Source organism: Rhizobium phaseoli (assembly GCF_001664385.1).
GTDB classification, from domain to species: Bacteria; Pseudomonadota; Alphaproteobacteria; order Rhizobiales; family Rhizobiaceae; genus Rhizobium; species Rhizobium phaseoli.
Map to the genome: position 1 here is coordinate 2,432,227 of NZ_CP013532.1, position 20,683 is coordinate 2,452,909.

Sequence of the window (20,683 nt, forward strand, 5' to 3'; positions counted from 1 at the left end):
CCCGATGGTCCCGAATGTCGCGCGCCTATTGGCCCTTGGCAATCAGCGCCATCGTCGCCTTCAGGGAATCGCGGGCCTGCGTTTCGATATTCTCGGTGACGATATCGTCGATCACCGACTGGCCGGCCTCCTCGACCACCTCGAAACGAACGGTCGTGTAGTCCTTCGCGTCAGGCGCCTCCGAGCAGGCGGATTTCTTGAAGCGCACCGTAACCTCCGTCGTGCCGTTGACCGGGGCCGCCGCCGCCATCGTCAGATCCTCCAGCGGGCATGCGTCCTGGCCGTTGACGATGACGTCGTAATCGAAGGGCGATATGCCGTCGTCATCGACGGCAGGAAATTGCGCGGCCGCCTGGTATCTGGCGACGAAGTCCTTGCTGTAGAGATGGTCGAGCCGGCTCGCATCGAAAATGTCGGTCCAGTCGCTGTTGTTGTCGGCCCAGTTGCTCTTGGTCGCGTCCATGATCTCCCTCACGGGAGCAGTGGCATCAGCCGCATGGGCAGCGCCTGAAAAGGCGATAAGGCTTGCGATAACAACGGCGATTGTCTTCATGGTCGAATGTTCCGGGCGGGCAAATCAAGGCGGACACAGAGCATGATGCCGAAAAGTGTGAGCGGTTTTCGGACAACATCATGCTCTAACTCTTTAATTTAGAACAGGATTCAGATTTCAGGCCGATCCGGCCTAAAATCATCCTGTTCTAGCCAGATTTCAGCGCTTGGCAATGGCGGCAAAAACGCATTGGGAAGCCCGTTGCAGCTTTGCGTTCCCAGTTCACAATGCTATAGCGCTCCTCATCACGTCACCCACCCGGGACGTTTGTCCCCCTTCAAGCTCGAACGAGGCAGATACATGAACAAGATCAAGGTCGCCAATCCCGTCGCCGATCTCGACGGCGATGAAATGACGCGCATCATCTGGCAGCTCATCAAGGATAAGCTGATCCATCCGTATCTCGACCTCGACATCGACTATTACGACCTCTCGGTCGAAAACCGCGACGCCACCAACGACCAGGTGACCGTCGACGCCGCCAACGCCATCAAGAAGTACGGCGTCGGCATCAAGTGCGCGACGATCACGCCGGATGAAGCCCGCGTCAAGGAATTCAACCTCAAGGAAATGTGGAAGAGCCCGAACGGCACGATCCGCAACATCCTCGGCGGCGTCATCTTCCGCGAGCCGATCATCTGCCGCAACGTTCCGCGCCTCGTTCCCGGCTGGACCCAGCCGATCGTCGTCGGCCGTCACGCCTTCGGCGACCAGTACCGCGCCACCGACTTCAAATTCCCGGGTAAGGGCAAGCTGACGATCAAGTTCGTCGGCGAAGACGGCACGGTCATCGAGAAGGAAGTCTTCAACGCGCCGGGCGCCGGCGTTGCCATGGCCATGTACAACCTCGATGAGTCGATCCGCGAATTCGCCCGCGCCTCGATGATGTACGGCCTGATGCGCAAATGGCCGGTATACCTGTCGACCAAGAACACCATCCTCAAGGCCTATGACGGCCGCTTCAAGGACATCTTCGAGGAAGTCTACGAGACCGAATTCAAGGATCAGTTCAAGGAAGCCGGCATCACCTACGAACACCGCCTGATCGACGACATGGTCGCCTCGGCGCTCAAGTGGTCGGGCGGCTACGTCTGGGCCTGCAAGAACTATGACGGCGACGTCCAGTCCGATACCGTTGCCCAGGGCTTCGGCTCGCTCGGCCTGATGACCTCGGTTCTGCTGACCCCAGATGGCAAGACGGTCGAAGCCGAAGCCGCGCACGGCACGGTCACCCGCCACTACCGCCAGCACCAGAAGGGCCAGGAAACCTCGACGAACTCGATCGCCTCGATCTTCGCCTGGACCCGCGGCCTCGCCCATCGCGCCAAGCTCGACGACAATGCTGCCCTTGCGAAGTTCGCTTCGACGCTGGAAAAGGTCTGCGTCGACACCGTCGAATCCGGCTTCATGACCAAGGATCTGGCGCTGTTGATCGGCCCTGATCAGCCGTGGCTCTCGACCACCGCCTTCCTCGACAAGATCGACCAGAACCTGCAGAAGGCCATGGCGTAAGCCAACCCTTCCGGATAGCATTGAAACGGCGGGGATTTCCCCGCCGTTTTTATTTTAGGAGAACAGCAGATGACGGCCATCCTGCGACCGCTTGAACCCTCCGACCGCGCCGCCTGGGAACCCCTGTGGGAAGCGTACCAGCGCTTCTACGAAGTGGTCATCCCGCCCGAAACCACGGATCTGACCTGGGCGCGCTTCCACGATCCCGACGAACCGATGCATGCGCTCGGCGCCTTCGGCGAAGACGGCAGTCTCGTCGGCATCGTCCATTCCATCTTCCACCGCTCCTGCTGGCTGCCGCAATGGACCTGCTATCTGCAGGATCTTTATGTCGAAAACAGCCAGCGCGGCCTCGGCACCGGTGCCGCCCTAATCGATGCGGTCGCCGATCTGGCGCGCCAACGGCGCAGGCAGGCTCTACTGGATGACGCACGAAACGAATGCCACGGCGCGGCGGCTTTACGACAAGATCGCCGATCGCTCAGGCTTCATCCAGTATCGCAAAGCTCTCTGAAGATCGGCCTTGCACAAAGGCCTCGCCGCGCTATTGATTCCGGCGACAGCAATGCCTGAGATAACGGCAACAGCAGGAGGATGTCTTGCCCGAAGAATTGGTATTCTACACAAACCCCATGTCACGCGGTCGCATTGCGCGCTGGATGCTGGAGGAAATCGGTCAACCCTATCGCACCGAACTCATGACCTTCGGCGAAACCATGAAGGCGCCCGAATATCTTTCGGTCAATCCGATGGGCAAGGTGCCGGCGATCCGCCACGGCACCACCGTGGTCACCGAATGCGCGGCAATCTGCGCCTACCTCGCCGAGACCTTCCCGGAAAAGGGGCTGGCCCCCGAACCGGAAGAGCGCGCCGCCTATTACCGCTGGATGTTCTTTGCCGCCGGCCCGCTGGAATCGGCGGTGACGATGAAGGCACTCGGTTTCGAAATTCCCGCGGAGCGCCTGCGCATGGCCGGCTGCGGCAGTTTCGGCGACGTCATGAACACGCTTGAAAAGGCTGTGTCCGGCTCGACCTACCTCGCCGGCGAACGCTTCACTGCCGCCGACGTCTATGTCGGTTCCCATATCGGCTGGGGGCTCGCGTTCGGCAGCATCGAGAAACGCCAGGCCTTCGTCGATTATTTCGGCCGCATCAGCGAGCGTCCGGCCGGCAAGCGCGCCAAAGCCCTGGACGACGAGGCCGGCGAGAGGATGCAGGCCGCCTGAGCGTTTGATAACGACATGCGTAAAACAAAGAGCTATGGAGGACGCGGCATCTCAGCCGCCTCCCCGGACGATGTCAGACAAGCGGCATGTGGATTTCCGTCAGAAGCTGGGTTGGCGGCACGTCGCGCGGGTTGTTGAGATATTCCTCGAACATGACGCTGTCCTTCAACTGCCGCCCTGATTTGGGCAGCCATTCCGCATAGAGCCACTGATAGGCCTTGTGCATGTCGGCATAGGGGCCTTTGTGGCGCAGCACGGCATAGTCGCCGCCGTCGATCCTGCGCCGCTCGAATGGAGCTTCCGCCGAAACCTCGGCCGAGCCGGTCACACAAGCGATCGAGCGCAGCTGTTCGGCCGGCACAATATCGGGATCGTCGAGATAGAGACCGATCATCCGCATGTCCGGCCTGGCGAGGCCGCGGGCGTAAAGCGTACCGAACAATGTCTCGAAGGCTTTGCCGATCTGCATATAGGGACCGCTATGGGCAACACCGATCAGCTCGGTCGGCGCGATCTCGCGTATGGTAACGTCGAACATGGCTTTGGTCTTTCCGTCAGGTGAGGGTTGGAAGGCGGCGTGGCTTCCCTCTTTCCGGTAGCGGGCCGGCGGCATGCCGTAGACCGACTTGAAGATGCGATTGAAGGATTGGAGGTTGGGATAGCCTGATCGCTTCGCAATCTCACTGACGGCAAGCTCCGTGCTGACGATCTCGCCCGCCGCCCGATGCAGCCTGAGCCGCTTGACGGTAGCCGCCAGCGTCTCGCCATAGATCGCCCGGTAGATCCTGTGCCAGTGATAGCTCGACAGGCAGGCAATGCCGGCCAGGCGCTCCATATCCAGCTCCTCGTCGAGGTGGTCGTGAATATAGGCCGAAACCCGCCGCAGACGGGTTTCATAAAGCGCCCATGCCGTTTCGCCGTTCATGCCAAAGCCTTACGCAAATCGATCGACTGGAGAGAACCATATCCCGATTTGACAAATCCTGCTGACTTGAACCCGCGGCGAATCCCGCATAGACCGGAATTCCGGCTCGAACCCAAGAGGAAGACTGATGCCGGACTTTTCAACATTGATACTCTTTGCCGCTGCGGCGCTGATCCTGACCGCCACGCCCGGTCCCGACATGCTGCTGATTGCTTCGCGCAGCATCAGCCAGGGACGCTCTGCCGGATTTTTGACCTATGCGGGTATTGCGCTCGGCACTTATTGCCACGCCCTTGCTGCGGCTTTCGGGCTCTCGCAGCTCTTCCTGACCCTCCCTGTCGCCTATGACGCCGTCAGGTGGGCCGGCTGCTCCTATCTGCTCTATCTCGCCTACAAGACGTCTTCGCGCCTGCTTCCACGGTAAAGAGGCTCTCGGGTCGGCGCATCTTTTTCGCCGGCCTCGCCACCAACCTGCTCAATCCGAAGAGGGCGCTCTTCGTAAGGGCGCTATTCCCGCAATTCTTGAATACCGAGAGCGGCTCGATGGTCATGCAAATGCTGGTACTGGCCACCATCCTGAACGCCATCAGCTTCGTCGTGAATGGAACCGTTATCCTTCTCGGAGGCCAGATCCGTTCACGGCTTAGCTCCGTGTGCCGTTTCCGGAAACTGCCGCAATATATCCTCGCAACGGCGTTTACCGGGCTTGCCTGCCGTCTCGCGCTGCAGACGAGAAACTGACCGCCGCAGCCGTGCTGAAAACAAACCGGCTGCGAAATCTGAAAATCTCGCAGCCGGTTCTCATTTCATACAGTTCTCGGACTGGGCGATCAGCCTGCGAGTGCCGCTGCAACAGCCTCAAGTGCCTCATCAGCCTTGGCGCCATCCGGGCCGCCGGCCTGGGCCATGTCGGGACGGCCGCCGCCTCCTTTGCCGCCGAGAGCTGCCGAGGCGACGCGTACCAGATCGACAGCACTGAAACGATCCACGAGATCGGGCGTCACCGCGACCACGGCGCTCGCCTTGCCATCTTCGGACACACCGATCAGCGTCACGATGCCAGAGCCGATGCTGGCCTTCCCATCATCGGCGAGCCCCTTAAGATCCTTCGGATCGACGCCGGCCACGGCCTTGCCGAGGTATTTCACCCCGGCGACCTCACGCACCGCATCGGCAGAACCGCCCTGCCCGCCGCCCATGGCGAGTTTGCGCTTGGCGTCGGCCAGTTCCCTTTCGAGCTTGCGGCGCTCGTCGATCAGCGTCTCGACGCGCGACAGAACTTCCGACGGCTGAACCTTCAGCGACGCCGCGAGCGTCTTCACGCGATCGTCCTGTTCGGCGAGATACGCGCGCGCCGATTCACCGGTTACGGCTTCGAGACGGCGAACGCCAGCGCCAACGGCGCTTTCGCCAAGGATGCGGACAAGGCCGATCTGGCCGGTAGCCGACACGTGCGTGCCGCCGCAAAGCTCGACCGAATAAGGCTTGTTGCTCTTTGCGCCATGAAGGCCGGTGCCCATCGAGACGACCCGTACCTCATCGCCGTATTTCTCGCCGAACAGCGCCATGGCGCCCTCGGCAATGGCGTCGTCGACACTCATCAGGCGGGTCGTGACCGGCGCATTTTGCAGCACGATCTCGTTTGCCATCTCTTCGACGATCTTGAGCTCTTCGGCCGTCATCGGCTTCGGATGCGAAACGTCGAAGCGCAGACGCTCCGGTGCGACCAGCGACCCCTTCTGCGCGACATGGGTGCCGAGCACTTCGCGCAGCGCCTCATGCAGCAGGTGCGTCGCCGAATGGTTGGCGCGCAGACGCGAACGGCGGGCGTGATCGACAGTCAGAACAACCGCATCGCCCGTCTTGAATGCGCCTTCGACAACGGTGCCAGAATGCACGAAGAGGCCTTCGCCCTTCTTCTGCGTGTCGGATATTTCGATCTTGCCGTGGTCGGACGAGATGACGCCGGTATCGCCCATCTGACCGCCGGATTCACCGTAGAACGGCGTCTGGTTGACAACGACCTGCACCTTGTCGCCAGCCTTGGCTCCTTCGGCGACAGCGCCGTCCTTGACGATTGCCTGCACCACGCCTTCAGCTGCTTCAGTGTCGTAACCGAGGAACTCGGTTGCGCCATGTTTTTCCCTAAGCTCGAACCAGACGGTTTCGGTCGCCTTCTCGCCGGAACCGGCCCAGTGCGAGCGGGCTTCGGCCTTCTGGCGCTGCATCGCGTCGGTGAAGCCGGAGATGTCGACGCCGATCTCGCGAGCGCGGAGGGCGTCCTGCGTCAGGTCGAGCGGGAAGCCGTAGGTGTCGTAGAGCTTGAAAGCCGTCTCGCCATCCAGCATATCGCCTTTGGAAAGGTCGGCAGTCGCATCGGACAGAAGCGACAGGCCGCGCTCCAGCGTCTTGCGGAATCGGTTTTCCTCGAGCTTCAGCGTCTCGGAGATCAGCGCTTCGGCGCGCACAAGCTCCGGATAAGCCCGGCCCATCTGCTGCACCAGCGTCGGCAGCAGCTTGTAGATCAGCGGCTCCTTGGCGCCGAGAAGCTGGGCATGACGCATGGCGCGGCGCATGATACGGCGCAGCACATAACCGCGGCCTTCATTCGACGGCAGCACGCCGTCAGCGATCAGGAAAGCTGAAGAGCGCAGGTGATCGGCGATGACGCGATGGCTGGCACTGCCCTCGGCCTTGACGCCGACGGCATCTTCGATGGCGCCGGTCAGCGTGCGGAACAAATCTGTGTCGAAGACGCTCTGGACGCCCTGGAGAATGCAGGCCATGCGCTCCAGGCCCATGCCGGTATCGATCGACGGACGCGGCAGCGGGTTGCGAACGCCCGGCTCGATTTGCTCGAACTGCATGAAGACGAGATTCCAGAACTCGAGGAACCGGTCGCCGTCTTCTTCCGCCGAGCCGGGAGGGCCGCCCCAGACATTCTCGCCCTGGTCGATGAAGATCTCAGAGCACGGACCGCAGGGGCCGGTGTCGCCCATCTGCCAGAAATTGTCGGAGGTCGGGATGCGGATGATCTTGTCGTCGGAAAAACCGGCGATCTTCTTCCACAGCGTCGCCGCCTCCTCGTCTTCGGAATAGACGGTCACCAGCAGGCGATGCTTCGGCAGGCCGAAACCCTCGGTCACCAGCTTCCAGGCAAGCTCGATGGCGTTCTCCTTGAAATAGTCGCCAAAGGAGAAGTTGCCGAGCATTTCGAAGAAGGTCAGGTGGCGCGCAGTATAGCCGACATTGTCGAGATCATTATGCTTCCCGCCGGCGCGCACGCATTTCTGCGAGGTCGTTGCCGTGGAATAGGGGCGCTTTTCCAAGCCGGTAAAGACGTTCTTGAACTGCACCATGCCGGCATTGGTGAACATCAGCGTCGGGTCGTTGCGCGGCACGAGCGGGCTCGACGGAACGATCTCGTGGCCGTTCTTCTTGAAATAGTCGAGGAAGGTCGACCGGATATCGTTCACGCCGCTCATTCTATGCCCTTCAATGCTGCCGGAGGCAGATAATACAAATCCATCGGCTTTTAACGTTCGCCTCCGCCACTGTCCAGCCGACAAACGAAACCGACCGCATTCTCATCAGGAATGCGGCCGGTTGGAATGGTCGATGCATTCAAACGCGGAAATTACATGTCCGCGGCGGCATCGCCGTCGTCTGCATCCGGTCCGCCGTTCTGCAGGAAGCGGTCGGCGATGAGACCGGCATTCTGGCGCAACGCCAGCTCGATCTCACGGGCGAGATCCGGATTGTCGCGCAGGAAGGTCTTGGCGTTTTCGCGGCCCTGGCCGAGACGCTGGCTGTTATAGGAAAACCAGGCGCCCGACTTTTCGACGATGCCGGCCTTGACGCCGAGATCGACGAGTTCGCCGGTCTTCGATACGCCTTCGCCATACATGATGTCGAATTCGACCTGCTTGAAGGGAGGCGCCATCTTGTTCTTGACGACCTTGACGCGGGTCTGGTTGCCGATCACCTCTTCGCGCTCCTTGACCGAGCCGATGCGGCGGATGTCGAGGCGCACGGAGGCATAGAATTTCAGCGCATTGCCGCCCGTCGTCGTTTCCGGCGAACCGAACATGACGCCGATCTTCATGCGGATCTGGTTGATGAAGATCACCATCGTATTCGACTTGGAGATCGAGGCGGTCAGCTTGCGCAGCGCCTGGCTCATCAGGCGTGCCTGCAAGCCGGGAAGGCTGTCGCCCATTTCACCTTCGATTTCGGCACGCGGCGTCAGTGCGGCGACCGAGTCGACGACCAGAACGTCGACGGCGCCGGAGCGCACCAGCGTATCGGTAATCTCAAGCGCCTGCTCGCCGGTATCGGGCTGCGAGATCAGAAGGTTCTGGAGATCGACACCAAGCTTGCGGGCATAGACCGGATCGAGCGCATGTTCGGCGTCGACAAAGGCGCAGATGCCGCCCTTCTTCTGCGATTCCGCGATGGTCTGCAGCGCCAGCGTCGTCTTGCCCGAACTTTCCGGCCCGTAGATTTCGATGATGCGGCCCTTCGGCAGGCCGCCGACGCCAAGCGCGATATCGAGCCCCAGCGAACCCGTCGAAATCGTCTCGATTTCGATGACGTTCTCGTTGGAACCGAGTTTCATGATCGAGCCCTTGCCGAACGACCGCTCAATCTGTGAGAGTGCCGCTTCAAGCGCCTTGCTTTTGTCCACCGATTTGTCCTCTACCAGCCGCAATGAATTCTGAGACATCTGATCCACCTTTAGGTTATTGAAGCCGCCCAAGCAATGTCGAGTTTGTACTCTATTTGTTCCACTCTCGCAATAGGCGATCAAACGATTGAAAGAAAAAGGTAAAACAGCGCGTGTTCTATATTTGTTTTATCGATGCAAAGCAACGGCTTAAGGCAGATGCGCCGGCCTTGCCGCCAGAAGGCACGGTGCCGATTCGCGCTTCGGGATCGGAAGGCGGTTGAAATGAAAAAGAAGATTCTTGTTCTCGGCGGCGCCCATATCGACCGGCGCGGCCGCATTTCCGGGGAGACGGCACCGGGCGCCAGCAATCCCGGCACCTGGTTCGAGGAGCCGGGCGGCGGCGGCTTCAATGCGGCGCGCAACCTCGCAAGGCTCGGTTTTCAGGTGACGATGATTTCGCCGCGCGGCGGAGATCCCATCGGCGAGATGGTCGGCGAAGCCGCCGATTTCGCTGGCATCGACGACCGGCCCTTCGTTTTCCTCGACCGCAAGACACCGAGCTACACCGCGATCATCGAGAAGGACGGCAACCTGGTGATCGCCCTCGCCGACATGGATCTCTACCGCTTCTTCGTGCCGCGGCGCCTCTCGATCCGCTGGGTGCGCGAGGCTTTCGCCGCGCATGATCTCATCCTTTTCGATGCCAATCTGCCGGAAGAGACGATCGCGGCAATCGTCGCCAAGGCACGGTCGCTGGCCAAACCCGTCGCGGCGATCGCCATTTCGCCCGCGAAGGTCGTCAGGCTGAAACCCTGCATCGCGGATATCGACTACCTGTTCATGAACGAGGCCGAAGCCGCTGCCCTTGCCGGGGAACGGCCGGACGACGCCGGCGGCTGGCCGCCGCTTCTGAACGAGATCGGCATCCGGAGCGCCGTCGTCACCCGCGGCCGCCGCGAGCTCGTCGCGCTTTGCGGCGACCGCGCCGTGACGCTGCAGCCGCCGATCGCCGAGACCCTGGCCGATGTCACCGGCGCCGGCGATTCCCTTGCCGCCGGCACGATCGCTGCCTTGCTGCATGGCCTGCCGCTCGAGCAAGCCATCCGCCACGGCACCGCGGCAGCAGCGCTGACTGTGCAGTCGCCGCACGCCGTCAACGAAAATCTGACGCCGGATCTGCTGAATGAGGCGCTTGCCCTTGTTCCCCAGATCAGAATCCTGCATTGAAGCGACCCAATGAAATAGTTGAGCATGATGCCGTCGGAAAACCGCTGACAGATTCGACATCAGGCTCGATCGAGGACAGGACAAGATCTCATGACCCAGCCCATCTCCCCTCTTCTGCCGATCGCCTATTCCAAAGAAGTCGCCAGCGCCAAGCAGCGCGGCGCGCCGCTGGTGGCGCTGGAATCGACCATCATCACCCACGGCATGCCCTATCCCGGCAATATCGAGATGGCCCGCAGCGTCGAGGCGATCATTCGCGAACAGGGTGCCGTCCCTGCAACGATCGCCGTCATTCACGGCACACTGCATGTCGGCCTCGAGGCAGCCGAACTGGAGCAGCTCGCCAAGGCGACTGACGTGATGAAGGTGTCGCGCGCCGATCTCGCCTTTGCGATCGCCGAGCGCCGCACCGGCGCCACCACGGTCGCGGCGACGATGATCGCAGCGGCGCGCGCCGGCATCCGCGTCTTTGCGACGGGCGGCATCGGCGGCGTGCACCGCGGCGCCGAGGAAAGCTTCGATATCTCGGCCGATCTCGAGGAACTGGCCCGCACCGGCGTCATCGTCGTCTGCGCCGGCGCCAAGGCGATCCTCGACATTCCGAAGACGCTGGAAGTGCTGGAAACCCGCGGCGTGCCTGTCGTCACCTATGAGAGCGAAGAATTCCCGGCTTTCTGGTCGCGTTCCTCGGGGCTTCGCAGCCCGCTGTCGCTGAACAGCCCGGCGGCCATCGCCAATTTCCAGGCGACACGCGAACAGTTCGGCATCGACGGCGGCATGCTGATCGCCAATCCGGTGCCGGAAGCCGACGAGATCCCGCGCGAAGAGATGGAGATCTATATCGAGCGCGCCCTGGACAGCGCCGAGCGCGACGAAGTGACCGGCAAGGCGGTGACACCCTATCTGCTCTCGACGATTTTTGACCTCACGGACGGCCAGAGCCTGAAGACGAATATAGCGCTTGTCGAGAACAATGCGCGGCTCGCGGCAGAGATTGCCGTGGCGCTCGGGTAATCATCGGCGTCGCCGGCCCGTCCCGCAACAATTGTTCTGCCGTGAGGCACCCCTCTTGGGCTGCCGGCCATCTCCACAAATCGGGAGATCGACAAGAGGCTTACTCCTCCCGCTCCGCCACCTGTTGGGGAGATGGGTGGCAGGCCAGGGGGATGGCGTGTCACGTGGAGGCGGTACTGGCTTGCTGGGTTTGCCGATCGTAAAGCGCTAACTCCTCAGCGGTTGGCGGCTCAAACAGCTTCGACCACCTAAGCAGGTCCGGCCGCGAGATGTCGAACGCGCCGACTGGAAGCTCGGCGTTTCGTCGGGAGACCCGGTCCCAGAGCTCATCAAAGGGAACGTCGAGGAAGCAGAGAACGACCCGAGCGCCGGCCGCTCGATGGATGGGCTCACACGACGTCGTCCAGCCCGCTCCCCCGCTCTCAGCCGCTCGAGTTGATGGATTCATGGCCGAGCTGCTAACTATCCAGCGTCTCCTTCACGACCACAGCGAGCTGCTTGAGTGAAAACGGCTTCGGCAGGAACCCGAATTTCGCATCCGGCGGCAGGTTGCGGGCGAAGGCGTCCTCGGCGTAACCGGAGACGAAGATGAATTTCAGGTCGGGATAGGTCTTGCGCAGCTCACGCAGCAGCGTCGGGCCGTCCATTTCCGGCATGACGACGTCGGAAACGACGATGTCGACCTTGCCCTCAAGCTCTTCCATGATGCTCAGCGCCTCGACGCCCGAGCCCGCCTCATGAACGGTGTAGCCGCGCGTTTCCAGCATTCGCTTGCCGCCACGGCGCACCGCCTCCTCGTCTTCGACGAGCAGGACGACGGCAGAGCCGGTCAGGTCCTCGGGCTGCTGCGCAGCGGGGGCCTCGGGGGGCGTGCCGACTGCGGCAATGGCGCTGTCGATCGCCCCGGCTTCGGCGGCAACCGCCGGCTCGGGGATATGGCGCGGCAGGAAGACACGGAAGGTCGTGCCTTTACCCACTTCCGATTCCGGCTGGATGTAACCGCCGGACTGCTTGACGATGCCGTAGACCATGGCGAGACCAAGCCCGGTGCCTTTGCCGACATCCTTGGTGGTGAAGAAGGGCTCGAAGATCTTGTCCATGATATCAGGCGCGATGCCGGTGCCGGTATCGGTGACCTCGACCAGCACCATGTCCTCGGCGGGCATGTAGGAATAGTTGAAGGCGGCAACGTCGGCAGCCGTCAGATTCCGGGTGCGCAGCGTCAGCGTACCGCCTTGCGGCATCGCATCGCGCGCATTGACGCAGAGATTGATCAGCACCTGCTCGAACTGCGACAGGTCAGTTTTAACAGGCCAGAGATCCCGGCCATATTGCACGTCGAGTTTGACATTGGTGCCGGAGAGCAGCCGGTCGACCAGCATGCGCAGGTCGCCGACCACATCCGTCAGGTTCAGCACCGAGGGCCGCATCGTCTGCTTGCGCGAGAAGGCAAGCAACTGACGCACCAGCACGGCGGCGCGGTTGGCGTTGCGCTTGATCTCCATCAGGTCGGCGAAGCTCGCATCGGAAGGACGTGCCTGCAGCAGCAGATGGTCGGACGAAAGCAGGATCGCAGTCAGCACATTGTTGAAGTCGTGCGCAATGCCGCCGGCAAGCGTGCCGACAGCGTTCATCTTCTGCGTCTGCGCCATCTGCGCTTCCAGCGCCTTCTGCTCGGTCACCTCGACGGCATAGACGATCGCCGCTTCCTCCGGCGCCTCGTCGCTCTGGTCGATGACCGCATTGACATAGAAGCGGAAATAGCGCGCCTCGTCAGTCGGCGTGCGGGTGTCGAGCGGCGCGATGTCGCCCTGCCGGTCCTTGGCCGCCGCCAGCGCCGCGGCCAGCTGCGGCCGGTCGCTCTCCTGCACGATGGTTTCGAGAGAGGGGGATTTCTCGAGATCGTCGCGCGACACAACGCTGGAAAACAGCTTCAGGAAAGGCGCATTGGTGCGCAGAATGCGCCCGTCGCCATCGACCGAGGCGATCGCCATCGGCGTGTTGTTGAAGAAGCGAGTGAAGCGCATGGCGGCGGCCGAAGCGGACTGGCCGCTCTCGCTGCTCTTTTCGCGCGCCAGCACGATCGTCCGGCTTTCGCCGGGCGCGCCGTCGCGCATCGAAGTGACGCTGTGGATGATCTGCACCGGCAGGCTCTGACCGTTGGTCTTGCGCAAATCGAGATCGAGCGTCACGGTCTTCTTCAGGCCGGGTTCGGCCTGTACCGACTGGATCAGCGCCAACCCCTCGCCCGCCACCAAGTCGCCGATCGACATCGAGCCCGGCAGGAACTTGGTCAGGTCGAGGCCCAGCCACTCGGCAAGCGTTGCATTCAGGTAGAAGATTTCGCCCTTCCGGCCGGCGGAGAAAAAGCCGGCGGGTGCGTGATCGAGATAGTCGATCGCGTTCTGCAACTCCTTGAAGAATCGCTCCTGATCGTCGCGTTCGGCGGTGATGTCGGTGATCTGCCAGATCTGCAGCGGCTTGCCGCTATTGTCCTCCTGATGCAGCAGCCGCGCCTTCAGCCGATACCAATGCGCGCCCGAGCTGTTGGAGCCGGGTCCGACGGCGCGCAGCAGCCGGAATTCCTCGCGGCCTTCCTTGCCCTCGCGCAGACCATTGACCAGCCGATAGAGCGCCTCGTTGGATTCCCGATGGCGCGACAGCAGCGTTTCGAGCGTCTGGACTTCGGTCGCCTTGCGCGCCCCGGTCAGAGCGCCGTAGGCAGCGTTCGCATAGATGATCCGGCCCTTGTCGTCGGTGATCAGCGTCCCATCCGGGTGGCTGTTGAGAAAGGCGCGCGCCAGGCTGTCGGACTGGTGCTGCGGCATCACCTCGATGAAGCCGATGACCGAAGAGACCAGGAAGAAGATCCCGACCATGGCGAGCACGCCGAGGCCGCCAAGCACCATTTCGTTGTCGAGAGATCTTTTGAAGACGACGAAGGCACCGGCTGCCGCGATCAGCACGAGCGCTAACAGGAGAATCCGCAAAACCGTGCCAGAACGCCCCCCACGATCCACAAGCGGTGCGTTATAATCGTCGGCCTGACGCGGTTTCGTCATGTATTCCTCGCATAAGCCCTTCCCATTTCATAGCACGAACACGAAGCAGGAATCAGGCACTCTTTCCTTCTTAGCAATTTGCCACGCCGGCAAAAACACCGGTCACCGGCAAGACTGCTTGAATTCACAGGCTAGCGCGCCATCTGCCTCGGAAGCCGCCGCTGCTGCCCGTGCGCAAGCCGGCAGCCGTCATCCGGCACAATAGGAGATCGCCTTCCCGCGTCACTGGACAGGACCTTCGGCCCTTGTTTAAGGAACGGAAAAGTCGTCAATATGTGCCGAATGCGAAATGGAGTGAATGACTATGTTCGATGATCTTGTCGGAGCTTACGGCAGCCGTTTCCTGCTTGCAGCCGGTGGCGTCGGCCTGGCGCTTCTCCTGCTCATTCTGGCGCTCTGGCTGATCCGAAGCCGCGCCCCCTCGCCCTTCGTGCGCGGCGGCCGCAACCGTCAGCCCCGCCTGCAGGTGCTGGATGCGGCAGCCGTCGATACCCGCCGCCGGCTGGTGCTGGTGCGCCGTGACGACGTCGAACATCTGATCATGATCGGCGGTCCGACCGACATCGTCATCGAAAGCCGCATCCTGGCCGAGGCGGCCGAACAGACCGAAAGCGTCAGACGGCCCGAGCCGGCCGGGGAGCGGCCAGCAATCGTCCCGCGCCCTGAAACACCGCCCGTTTCCGTAACCCGTCCGCCGCCTGCCGCCCGTAGCGAGCCTGCCGCCGAGCCCGCCTTCGCGGCCCCAGCCGCGCCGGAGCCGCGCCCGCGCCCCGAACCGTTGGCCCAACCGGCCGTGCCGCCGCCGGTGGCCACCAGCCCGCTTCCGGCGGAACCCGCGACAACTCCGCTGTCGGCCGAACGCGACCATTCTCCGCGCCCCGCTCCGCTCCAGCCGCGCCCGCCGGAGCAACCGATTGTCCCACCGGTTGCACAGCCCGCTCCATATCACGATACGGCGAGCGCCGCCGAAATCCTTGACGCCGCCCGCCAGCGGGTCCTGCCACAGCAGCGCATCGATCCAGAGGTCTCCGCCCCCGACAGGCCGGTGCCGCGCACCGCACCCGCAACACTCGATGACGAAGCGGCTGCGCAATCGGCAGCGGCGGTTCGCCGTGATTTCCAGCGGGTGCTGGAACAGGAAATGGCGAACAATCTGACGGCCGAGCGCATCGTGCCGGTCCCGGCAAACCAGACCCCGCGCCCGGCCGCGCCGCAGCCGGCCAACCTGCCGCGCCGCGATCCCGAGCTTGCCCCGATCACCGGTGCCGATACCGAGCTGCAGAAGGAAGTTGCCCGCATTTTCGGCGAAATGAGCGTCAATCGCGATAAGTGATGCCGCACCGGCAAGCCCGGTTGCGCGCATTCGTGACCTCATCATGAAGTTGCATAAATGCCGCAATGCCGCGGCTTCTCAGCCCTGAAGCACTTCGGGCCTCCCCACCGCGTCGTTCATTTGTTATCAATCGGCGCGAAGAGCTTTGGCGCATAGAGGTCACACTTTGCCTAAGTAAATACCGGTCTCACTCCAATTTCACCCCGTACTGCCGCACAGCGAGATGCTGGCGGCATGCGACAATGTTCATCGGGTGGTGGCGAGAGACCGGTTTGGCATTGTTACAATGTGCCATGTGCAGTTCCGCTGCTCAGCTCTTCAGCCGCCCACAACATCGCCACACCGCGCCCGCGAGGGTTTCTCATGCACCATCTTGGTGGACTTCCGAACGGAAGACCAAGACGCTATGTGCAAGACGCTTCGGGTCCGATGGACCATTACCCCTAAGACAGCGCCCCGGCCATGGATTGCGTGTGGCGGATGCGGAGGCCTCAGAGCTTTCCGAGCCAGCGACAAGATCCGGCTGAATGCCAACGGTCGCAAACTCGACGCCTGGCTGATCTACAAATGCCTCACCTGCGAAAGGACATGGAACCGGCCAATCCTAGAGCGCCGGAATATCCGTGACATCGATCCGCTGACGCTAGATGCGCTGCAGTCGAACGACCCCGATTGGATTCGCGCAGAAACCTTCAATCTCGATGGGCTGCGGCGCAAATCACAGCGGGTAGACGAATTCGCCGAATTCGACATCGCCAAGAAGATACGGCACGAGATCGCGGGCTGGACATGCCTGCAAATCGAACTGGCGGCCCAGTTCGCCACAAATATCCGCCTGGATCGACTGCTGGCCGGGGAGTTGAAAATCTCGCGCTCGCGGCTGCAGGCTCTGCGTGATCAGGGCCTATGTCGAACGGACCCTGGCGGGGCGGATATCATGCGGCGGCGGATCAGGAGTGGCACGCTCGTCACGATCGATCTCGCCATGGAGGCAGAACGGGAGCGGCTTTGGAAGCCTCTGGCTACAAGTGCCCCGCTCTGATGCACGTCGCCTGGAAGCGTGTGGCGGTTCTGGGACAGCGACATGCATAAAAACAAAGGCTGAAGGGCGTCACATGAATCAAGTTTGATGCGACGCGCCTGCATGGGCGGCGCGAAGACCGATCGACAAGCCGGAAGTGCCACTCGACAAAAAGGCGCCGCGATCAGATCGCGGCGCCCTAGGTGTTTCTGCCTATGAAAACCGTCACTCGTCGCGGTAGACCTTTTCACGACGTTCGTGCCGCTCCTGCGCCTCGATCGACAGTGTCGCGATCGGGCGGGCATCGAGGCGCTTGAGACCGATCGGTTCGCCGGTTTCCTCGCAATAGCCATAGGTCCCGTCTTCGATGCGCTGCAACGCCGCGTCGATCTTGGAGATCAGCTTTCTCTGCCGGTCACGAGCGCGAAGTTCGATCGCCCGGTCGGTCTCGGACGATGCCCGGTCGGCGAGATCGGGATGGTTTGCGCTCTCCTCAGCCAAATGGTCGAGTGTTTCGCGCGCTTCTCTAAGGATATCGTTTTTCCAGGCGACCAGCTTGGCCCTGAAGTAGGCTCGCTGGTTTACGTTCATGAATTCTTCCTCTTCCGAGGGAACGTAATTGCTAAGATCGATCTTCTCACTCAACGCGATTCTCCTGAAGAACATCTCATCTGGGCGGGTGTATATCCCAAGCGCTAGCCGCGATTCAAGCCAAATACGACAGCTAAACAGATTTTTAAATCTGTTACAATTTTCGGCTAACGGGCTATTTTCTCTTAATTATTCCCGCTGGCATTTTTTGTTTCGCCTTCAAAACGCCGTGTTATCGGCCCCGTTTTGCGGCTTTGCGACACGGCTGGCGGTTGACGGCGGCTGATCGCAACCGCTACTGAAAAGACCCGCCGATCCTGGATTTGCCCATGACCGTACCGCTGCCTCCGCCCAATCGCATCTACCTCCTGCGTCATGCCGAGGCCGCCTTGGCCGAACCCGGGCAACGCGATTTCGACCGGCCGCTCAACGAAAAAGGTTATGGCGATGCCGAGATCATCGCCGACCAGGCAGCCGACAAGGGCTACCGTGCGGATCTTCTCATCAGTTCGACGGCGCTGCGCTGCCGCGACACCGCCGACGCCGTCCACCGGGCGGTCGGCGTCGGGCTCGACGTGCGCTATGTCGATGCGCTCTACAACGCCACCGTCGACACCTATCTGGAAATCATCGATGCGCAGGAGGCGGCGGCCGTCATGCTTGTCGGCCACAATCCGACCATAGAGCAGGCGCTGGAGACACTGATCGGCTCCGAGGCGATGGCCCGCGCCCTTCCCGGCGGCTTTCCGACGGCAGGCCTTGCCGTCATCGATTTCGCTGCCTCCATCAACGCCTGGTGCCTTACCGATTTCGTTGTCGTCTGAAATCGTCGGAGCAATTCGAAGAGTGGCAGGAGTTTTCGTTATCCCAGGAAAAGGGAAATGCGTTCGCGCCACTTCTTTTTCGGACAACGTCGCCTTCCTATATTGCCGGCAGTCATCAATCGGAATCGCGCCTTGCCGCCACGCCTGACATCCCTTGCCGACGACGCCCGCATCGCCTTCGACAATCTCGCCGACCGGGCGAACGGGCTCGTCAATCCGACAGTGCGGCTCGGCGTCACCGGCCTCTCGCGATCCGGAAAGACGGTTTTCATCTCCTCGCTTGTTCACAATCTGCTGCATGGCGGCCGACTGCCGCTGTTCGAGCCGGTGCAATCGGGTCGCGTTTCCGCTGTGCGGCTCGAGCCGCAGCCTGACGATGCCGTGCCCCGCTTCCAATACGAGGATCATATCCGGGCGCTGGTGAAGGAGCGCATCTGGCCGGATTCGACCCGCGCCATTTCCGAACTGCGCATCACGCTCGATTATCAGAGCGCCAGCGGCTGGAATCGCCTGTTCTCGCCTGGCCGGCTGTCGATCGATATCGTCGATTACCCCGGTGAATGGCTGCTCGACCTGCCGCTGCTTGGCAAGGATTACCGCACCTTCAGCGAGGAGACGATTGCGCTTGCGCAAGCCGGCGTCCGTTCCGCACTGTCGCAGGGATGGCTGTCGCTCACACGTGCCGCCGACATCAATGCCGGCGCCGATGAGATGGTCGCCCGCGACCTTGCCACGGCCTTTGCCGACTATCTCAAGGCCTGCAAGGCGGACGAACGCTCGCTCTCCACCTTGCCGCCCGGGCGCCTGCTCCTGCCCGGCGATCTCGACGGCTCGCCGGCGCTGACCTTCGCTCCGCTCGCCTTGCCGCCCGACGGGCGTCCCGATCGCGGCTCGCTTTGGGCAATGATGGAGCGGCGATACGAAGCCTATAAGTCGGTGGTCGTCAAACCCTTCTTCCGCGAGCATTTCGCCCGCCTTGACCGCCAGATCGTGCTGGTCGACGCGCTGCAGGCGATGAACCGCGGCCCCGAAGCCGTTCAGGATCTGGAACGCGCGCTGACCGATGTGCTCGCCTGTTTCCGCCCGGGTACCAATTCGCTGCTCTCCTCGTTGCTTGGCCGCCGTATCGACCGCGTGCTGGTCGCGGCCACCAAGGCCGATCATCTCCATCATGAGAGCCATGACCGGCTCGACGCGCTGACCCGCCGCCTCGTCGATCGCGCCATCGCCCGCATCGGCATGGCCGGCGCCGGCATCGATGTCATGGCGCTCGCCTCCGTGCGCGCTACTCGAGAGGCATCGGTCAAACGTGACGGCCATGACCTGCCCGTCATCGTCGGTACGCCGATGGCGGGTGAAACCATTGCCGGCGAATGCTTCGATGGCCAGAGAAAGACGGCGATCTTTCCCGGCGACCTGCCGCAGGATCCGGAAGGCCTGTTTGACCGTATCGCCTCGGGCGAGACCGGTGAAACCCTGCCCGAAGTTAATGTCGTCAGGTTTCGCCCGCCGCATCTCGAGGAAACCGGCAGCGGCATCAAGCTGTCGGTGCCGCATATCCGCCTCGACCGCGCCATGCAGTTCCTGTTCGGAGACCGTCTCGCATGAGCAAGCCCCCGTCCGATCCGCCGCGCCGCCCGCCCGCCGCCTTCGCTTACGAAGATGAAGCATCCGAGCCCCGCAATAGCGGCCGCCAACAGCAAGGGCGGCGCAAACCGGAAAGCTTCTCTGAGAATATCGTCGTGACGCCCGACGAGGATGATCCCTTCATCAATCCTGACAGCGATCTAATCGCGCCGCCGGTCGCGACTCCGCGCAAGCGGCGCACCTCCTTCGGCAAGATCGCCGCCGGCGCCTTCGGCATATTGCTGTCGCTCGGCCTCGGCCTCTGGACCGACCGGCTGATCCGCGATCTCTTCACCCGCGCCGACTGGTTGGGTTACGCAGCCCTTGGTGTGCTCGCGATCGGCATCCTCGCCGTGCTTGCCCTCGTCATCCGCGAGACCGCAGGCATGATGCGCCTTGCCGCTGTCCAGACGATCAAGGCCGAAGCGGAAGCAGCGATCCTCGAAACACGACCGGCGAAGGCGCGCGCCGTCCTTGCGCGACTCACCACGCTGCTTGCCGCCAATCCCGAGACATCGAAGGGACGTGCGACGCTGAAGGCGACCGAGGGTGAGGTCATCGACCCTCCGCATCTAATGGCCTTGGCCGAACGAGAGCTGCTCGCCCCGCTCGACCGCAAGGCGCGCGCCCTGATCGTCAACGCCTCCAAGCGTGTCTCGATCGTCACCGCCGTCAGCCCGCGCGCGGTCGTCGATCTGCTGTATGTGCTCTACGAGGCCGTCCGCCTCATCCGCGCCATGGCGGAACTCTATGGCGGCCGCCCCGGCACGCTCGGCATGTTCCGCCTTCTGCGCGATGTGCTGGCGCATCTCGCGGTCACCGGCTCGATCGCCGTCGGTGACAGCCTCGTCCAGCAGGTGCTCGGCCATGGCCTTGCCTCGAAGCTCTCGGCCCGACTCGGCGAGGGTGTCATCAACGGCCTGATGACCGCCCGTATCGGAATCGCCGCCATGGATCTCTGCCGGCCGCTTGCCTTTCGCACGCTGAAGCGACCGGGAATCGGCGATTTCATCGCCGATCTCACACCTTCGATGTCACCGCGCGGCAACAATCCTTAACTGACGAGGCGATTCCGCAGCCGTCGCCTCCCCTAGCGTGAA

15 protein-coding genes and 3 pseudogenes are annotated in these 20,683 nt (G+C 62.4%); 11 read left to right on the forward strand and 7 right to left on the reverse strand.

Translation table 11 applies throughout. The features are described from left to right. Positions 1-25 precede the first annotated feature (25 nt). Positions 26-553, reverse strand: a complete 528-nt coding sequence (locus tag AMC88_RS11835; RefSeq protein ID WP_016733195.1) for a hypothetical protein — start codon at positions 551-553, stop codon at positions 26-28. Positions 554-853: 300 nt separating this feature from the next. On the opposite strand from AMC88_RS11835, the gene AMC88_RS11840 reads away from it, so the two are divergent. The 3 genes and pseudogenes from AMC88_RS11840 (at position 854) to AMC88_RS11850 (ending at position 3,291) form a co-directional block, all read left to right on the forward strand. Continuing rightward, the gene (locus tag AMC88_RS11840; RefSeq protein WP_004676199.1) at positions 854-2,065 is read left to right on the forward strand and encodes an NADP-dependent isocitrate dehydrogenase; all 1,212 of its coding nucleotides are present in this window, start codon (positions 854-856) and stop codon (positions 2,063-2,065) included. Positions 2,066-2,134: 69 nt separating this feature from the next. Continuing rightward, positions 2,135-2,579, forward strand: a pseudogene (locus AMC88_RS11845) (GNAT family N-acetyltransferase). 85 nt (positions 2,580-2,664) lie between these two features. Then, positions 2,665-3,291 carry a glutathione S-transferase family protein gene (locus AMC88_RS11850; RefSeq protein WP_012484002.1) on the forward strand — a complete coding sequence of 209 codons (627 nt, stop codon included), beginning with the start codon at positions 2,665-2,667 and terminating at the stop codon, positions 3,289-3,291. Between the two features lie 73 nt (positions 3,292-3,364). Here AMC88_RS11850 and AMC88_RS11855 read toward each other — a convergent pair whose 3' ends face one another. Beyond that, a complete protein-coding gene (locus AMC88_RS11855; protein WP_012484003.1) occupies positions 3,365-4,216 on the reverse strand; it encodes an AraC family transcriptional regulator in 852 nt (283 codons plus the stop codon). A gap of 127 nt (positions 4,217-4,343) precedes the next feature. On the opposite strand from AMC88_RS11855, the pseudogene AMC88_RS11860 reads away from it, so the two are divergent. Next, positions 4,344-4,957 (forward strand): annotated as a pseudogene (locus tag AMC88_RS11860) (LysE family translocator). 89 nt (positions 4,958-5,046) lie between these two features. On the opposite strand, the gene alaS reads toward AMC88_RS11860, so the two are convergent. Both alaS and recA read right to left on the reverse strand, forming a co-directional pair. Further along, positions 5,047-7,701 carry an alanine--tRNA ligase gene (alaS, locus tag AMC88_RS11865; RefSeq protein ID WP_064825317.1) on the reverse strand — a complete coding sequence of 885 codons (2,655 nt, stop codon included), beginning with the start codon at positions 7,699-7,701 and terminating at the stop codon, positions 5,047-5,049. A 152-nt stretch (positions 7,702-7,853) separates the two neighbouring features. Then, positions 7,854-8,942, reverse strand: coding sequence for a recombinase RecA (recA, locus tag AMC88_RS11870; RefSeq protein ID WP_004676193.1), 1,089 nt, complete (start codon positions 8,940-8,942; stop codon positions 7,854-7,856). Positions 8,943-9,167: 225 nt separating this feature from the next. Between recA and AMC88_RS11875 the strand changes: the two genes are divergently transcribed. Both AMC88_RS11875 and AMC88_RS11880 read left to right on the forward strand, forming a co-directional pair. Continuing rightward, positions 9,168-10,112, forward strand: coding sequence for a carbohydrate kinase family protein (locus AMC88_RS11875; protein WP_064825318.1), 945 nt, complete (start codon positions 9,168-9,170; stop codon positions 10,110-10,112). Between the two features lie 90 nt (positions 10,113-10,202). After that, positions 10,203-11,126, forward strand: coding sequence for a pseudouridine-5'-phosphate glycosidase (locus tag AMC88_RS11880; protein ID WP_064825319.1), 924 nt, complete (start codon positions 10,203-10,205; stop codon positions 11,124-11,126). A gap of 160 nt (positions 11,127-11,286) precedes the next feature. On the opposite strand, the pseudogene AMC88_RS34045 reads toward AMC88_RS11880, so the two are convergent. Further along, a pseudogene (locus tag AMC88_RS34045) lies at positions 11,287-11,511 on the reverse strand (AAA family ATPase); the annotation flags it as partial. A gap of 73 nt (positions 11,512-11,584) precedes the next feature. Next, entirely contained in the window at positions 11,585-14,188 is a 2,604-nt protein-coding gene (gene cckA, locus AMC88_RS11890) for a cell cycle histidine kinase CckA (protein WP_012484007.1), read from the reverse strand. A 298-nt stretch (positions 14,189-14,486) separates the two neighbouring features. On the opposite strand from cckA, the gene AMC88_RS11895 reads away from it, so the two are divergent. Both AMC88_RS11895 and AMC88_RS11900 read left to right on the forward strand, forming a co-directional pair. Continuing rightward, the gene (locus AMC88_RS11895; RefSeq protein WP_064822130.1) at positions 14,487-15,521 is read left to right on the forward strand and encodes a flagellar biosynthetic protein FliO; all 1,035 of its coding nucleotides are present in this window, start codon (positions 14,487-14,489) and stop codon (positions 15,519-15,521) included. A 406-nt stretch (positions 15,522-15,927) separates the two neighbouring features. Further along, complete coding sequence (locus tag AMC88_RS11900) at positions 15,928-16,563, forward strand: DUF1062 domain-containing protein (RefSeq protein ID WP_064825320.1); 636 nt, start codon at positions 15,928-15,930, stop codon at positions 16,561-16,563. Positions 16,564-16,767: 204 nt separating this feature from the next. Here AMC88_RS11900 and dksA read toward each other — a convergent pair whose 3' ends face one another. Further along, positions 16,768-17,187, reverse strand: coding sequence for an RNA polymerase-binding protein DksA (dksA, locus tag AMC88_RS11905; RefSeq protein WP_008525884.1), 420 nt, complete (start codon positions 17,185-17,187; stop codon positions 16,768-16,770). 275 nt (positions 17,188-17,462) lie between these two features. Here dksA and AMC88_RS11910 point away from each other — a divergent pair, with 275 nt between their 5' ends. From AMC88_RS11910 to AMC88_RS11920, 3 genes are all read left to right on the forward strand, one after another. Then, the gene (locus AMC88_RS11910; RefSeq protein WP_010011368.1) at positions 17,463-17,957 is read left to right on the forward strand and encodes a SixA phosphatase family protein; all 495 of its coding nucleotides are present in this window, start codon (positions 17,463-17,465) and stop codon (positions 17,955-17,957) included. Positions 17,958-18,089: 132 nt separating this feature from the next. Continuing rightward, positions 18,090-19,565, forward strand: coding sequence for a YcjX family GTP-binding protein (locus AMC88_RS11915; RefSeq protein ID WP_012484011.1), 1,476 nt, complete (start codon positions 18,090-18,092; stop codon positions 19,563-19,565). After that, positions 19,562-20,641 (forward strand): YcjF family protein, encoded by a 1,080-nt coding sequence (locus tag AMC88_RS11920; protein WP_012484012.1) that lies wholly within the window; start codon positions 19,562-19,564, stop codon positions 20,639-20,641. The genes AMC88_RS11915 and AMC88_RS11920 overlap by 4 nt, the downstream gene beginning before the upstream one ends. Positions 20,642-20,683: the final 42 nt, after the last annotated feature.

Bases quoted from the DNA above. Each gene is read 5' to 3' on its own strand.
- AMC88_RS11880 (WP_064825319.1), top strand. From the start codon at position 10,203: ATGACCCAGCCCATCTCCCCTCTTCTGCCGATCGCCTATTCCAAAGAA.
- AMC88_RS11855 (WP_012484003.1), bottom strand. From the start codon at position 4,216: ATGAACGGCGAAACGGCATGGGCGCTTTATGAAACCCGTCTGCGGCGG.
- AMC88_RS11895 (WP_064822130.1), top strand. From the start codon at position 14,487: ATGACTATGTTCGATGATCTTGTCGGAGCTTACGGCAGCCGTTTCCTG.
- AMC88_RS11910 (WP_010011368.1), top strand. From the start codon at position 17,463: ATGACCGTACCGCTGCCTCCGCCCAATCGCATCTACCTCCTGCGTCAT.
- AMC88_RS11840 (WP_004676199.1), top strand. From the start codon at position 854: ATGAACAAGATCAAGGTCGCCAATCCCGTCGCCGATCTCGACGGCGAT.
- alaS (WP_064825317.1), bottom strand. From the start codon at position 7,701: ATGAGCGGCGTGAACGATATCCGGTCGACCTTCCTCGACTATTTCAAG.
- cckA (WP_012484007.1), bottom strand. From the start codon at position 14,188: ATGACGAAACCGCGTCAGGCCGACGATTATAACGCACCGCTTGTGGAT.
- AMC88_RS11835 (WP_016733195.1), bottom strand. From the start codon at position 553: ATGAAGACAATCGCCGTTGTTATCGCAAGCCTTATCGCCTTTTCAGGC.
- AMC88_RS11920 (WP_012484012.1), top strand. From the start codon at position 19,562: ATGAGCAAGCCCCCGTCCGATCCGCCGCGCCGCCCGCCCGCCGCCTTC.
- recA (WP_004676193.1), bottom strand. From the start codon at position 8,942: ATGTCTCAGAATTCATTGCGGCTGGTAGAGGACAAATCGGTGGACAAA.
- AMC88_RS11875 (WP_064825318.1), top strand. From the start codon at position 9,168: ATGAAAAAGAAGATTCTTGTTCTCGGCGGCGCCCATATCGACCGGCGC.
- AMC88_RS11900 (WP_064825320.1), top strand. From the start codon at position 15,928: ATGTGCAAGACGCTTCGGGTCCGATGGACCATTACCCCTAAGACAGCG.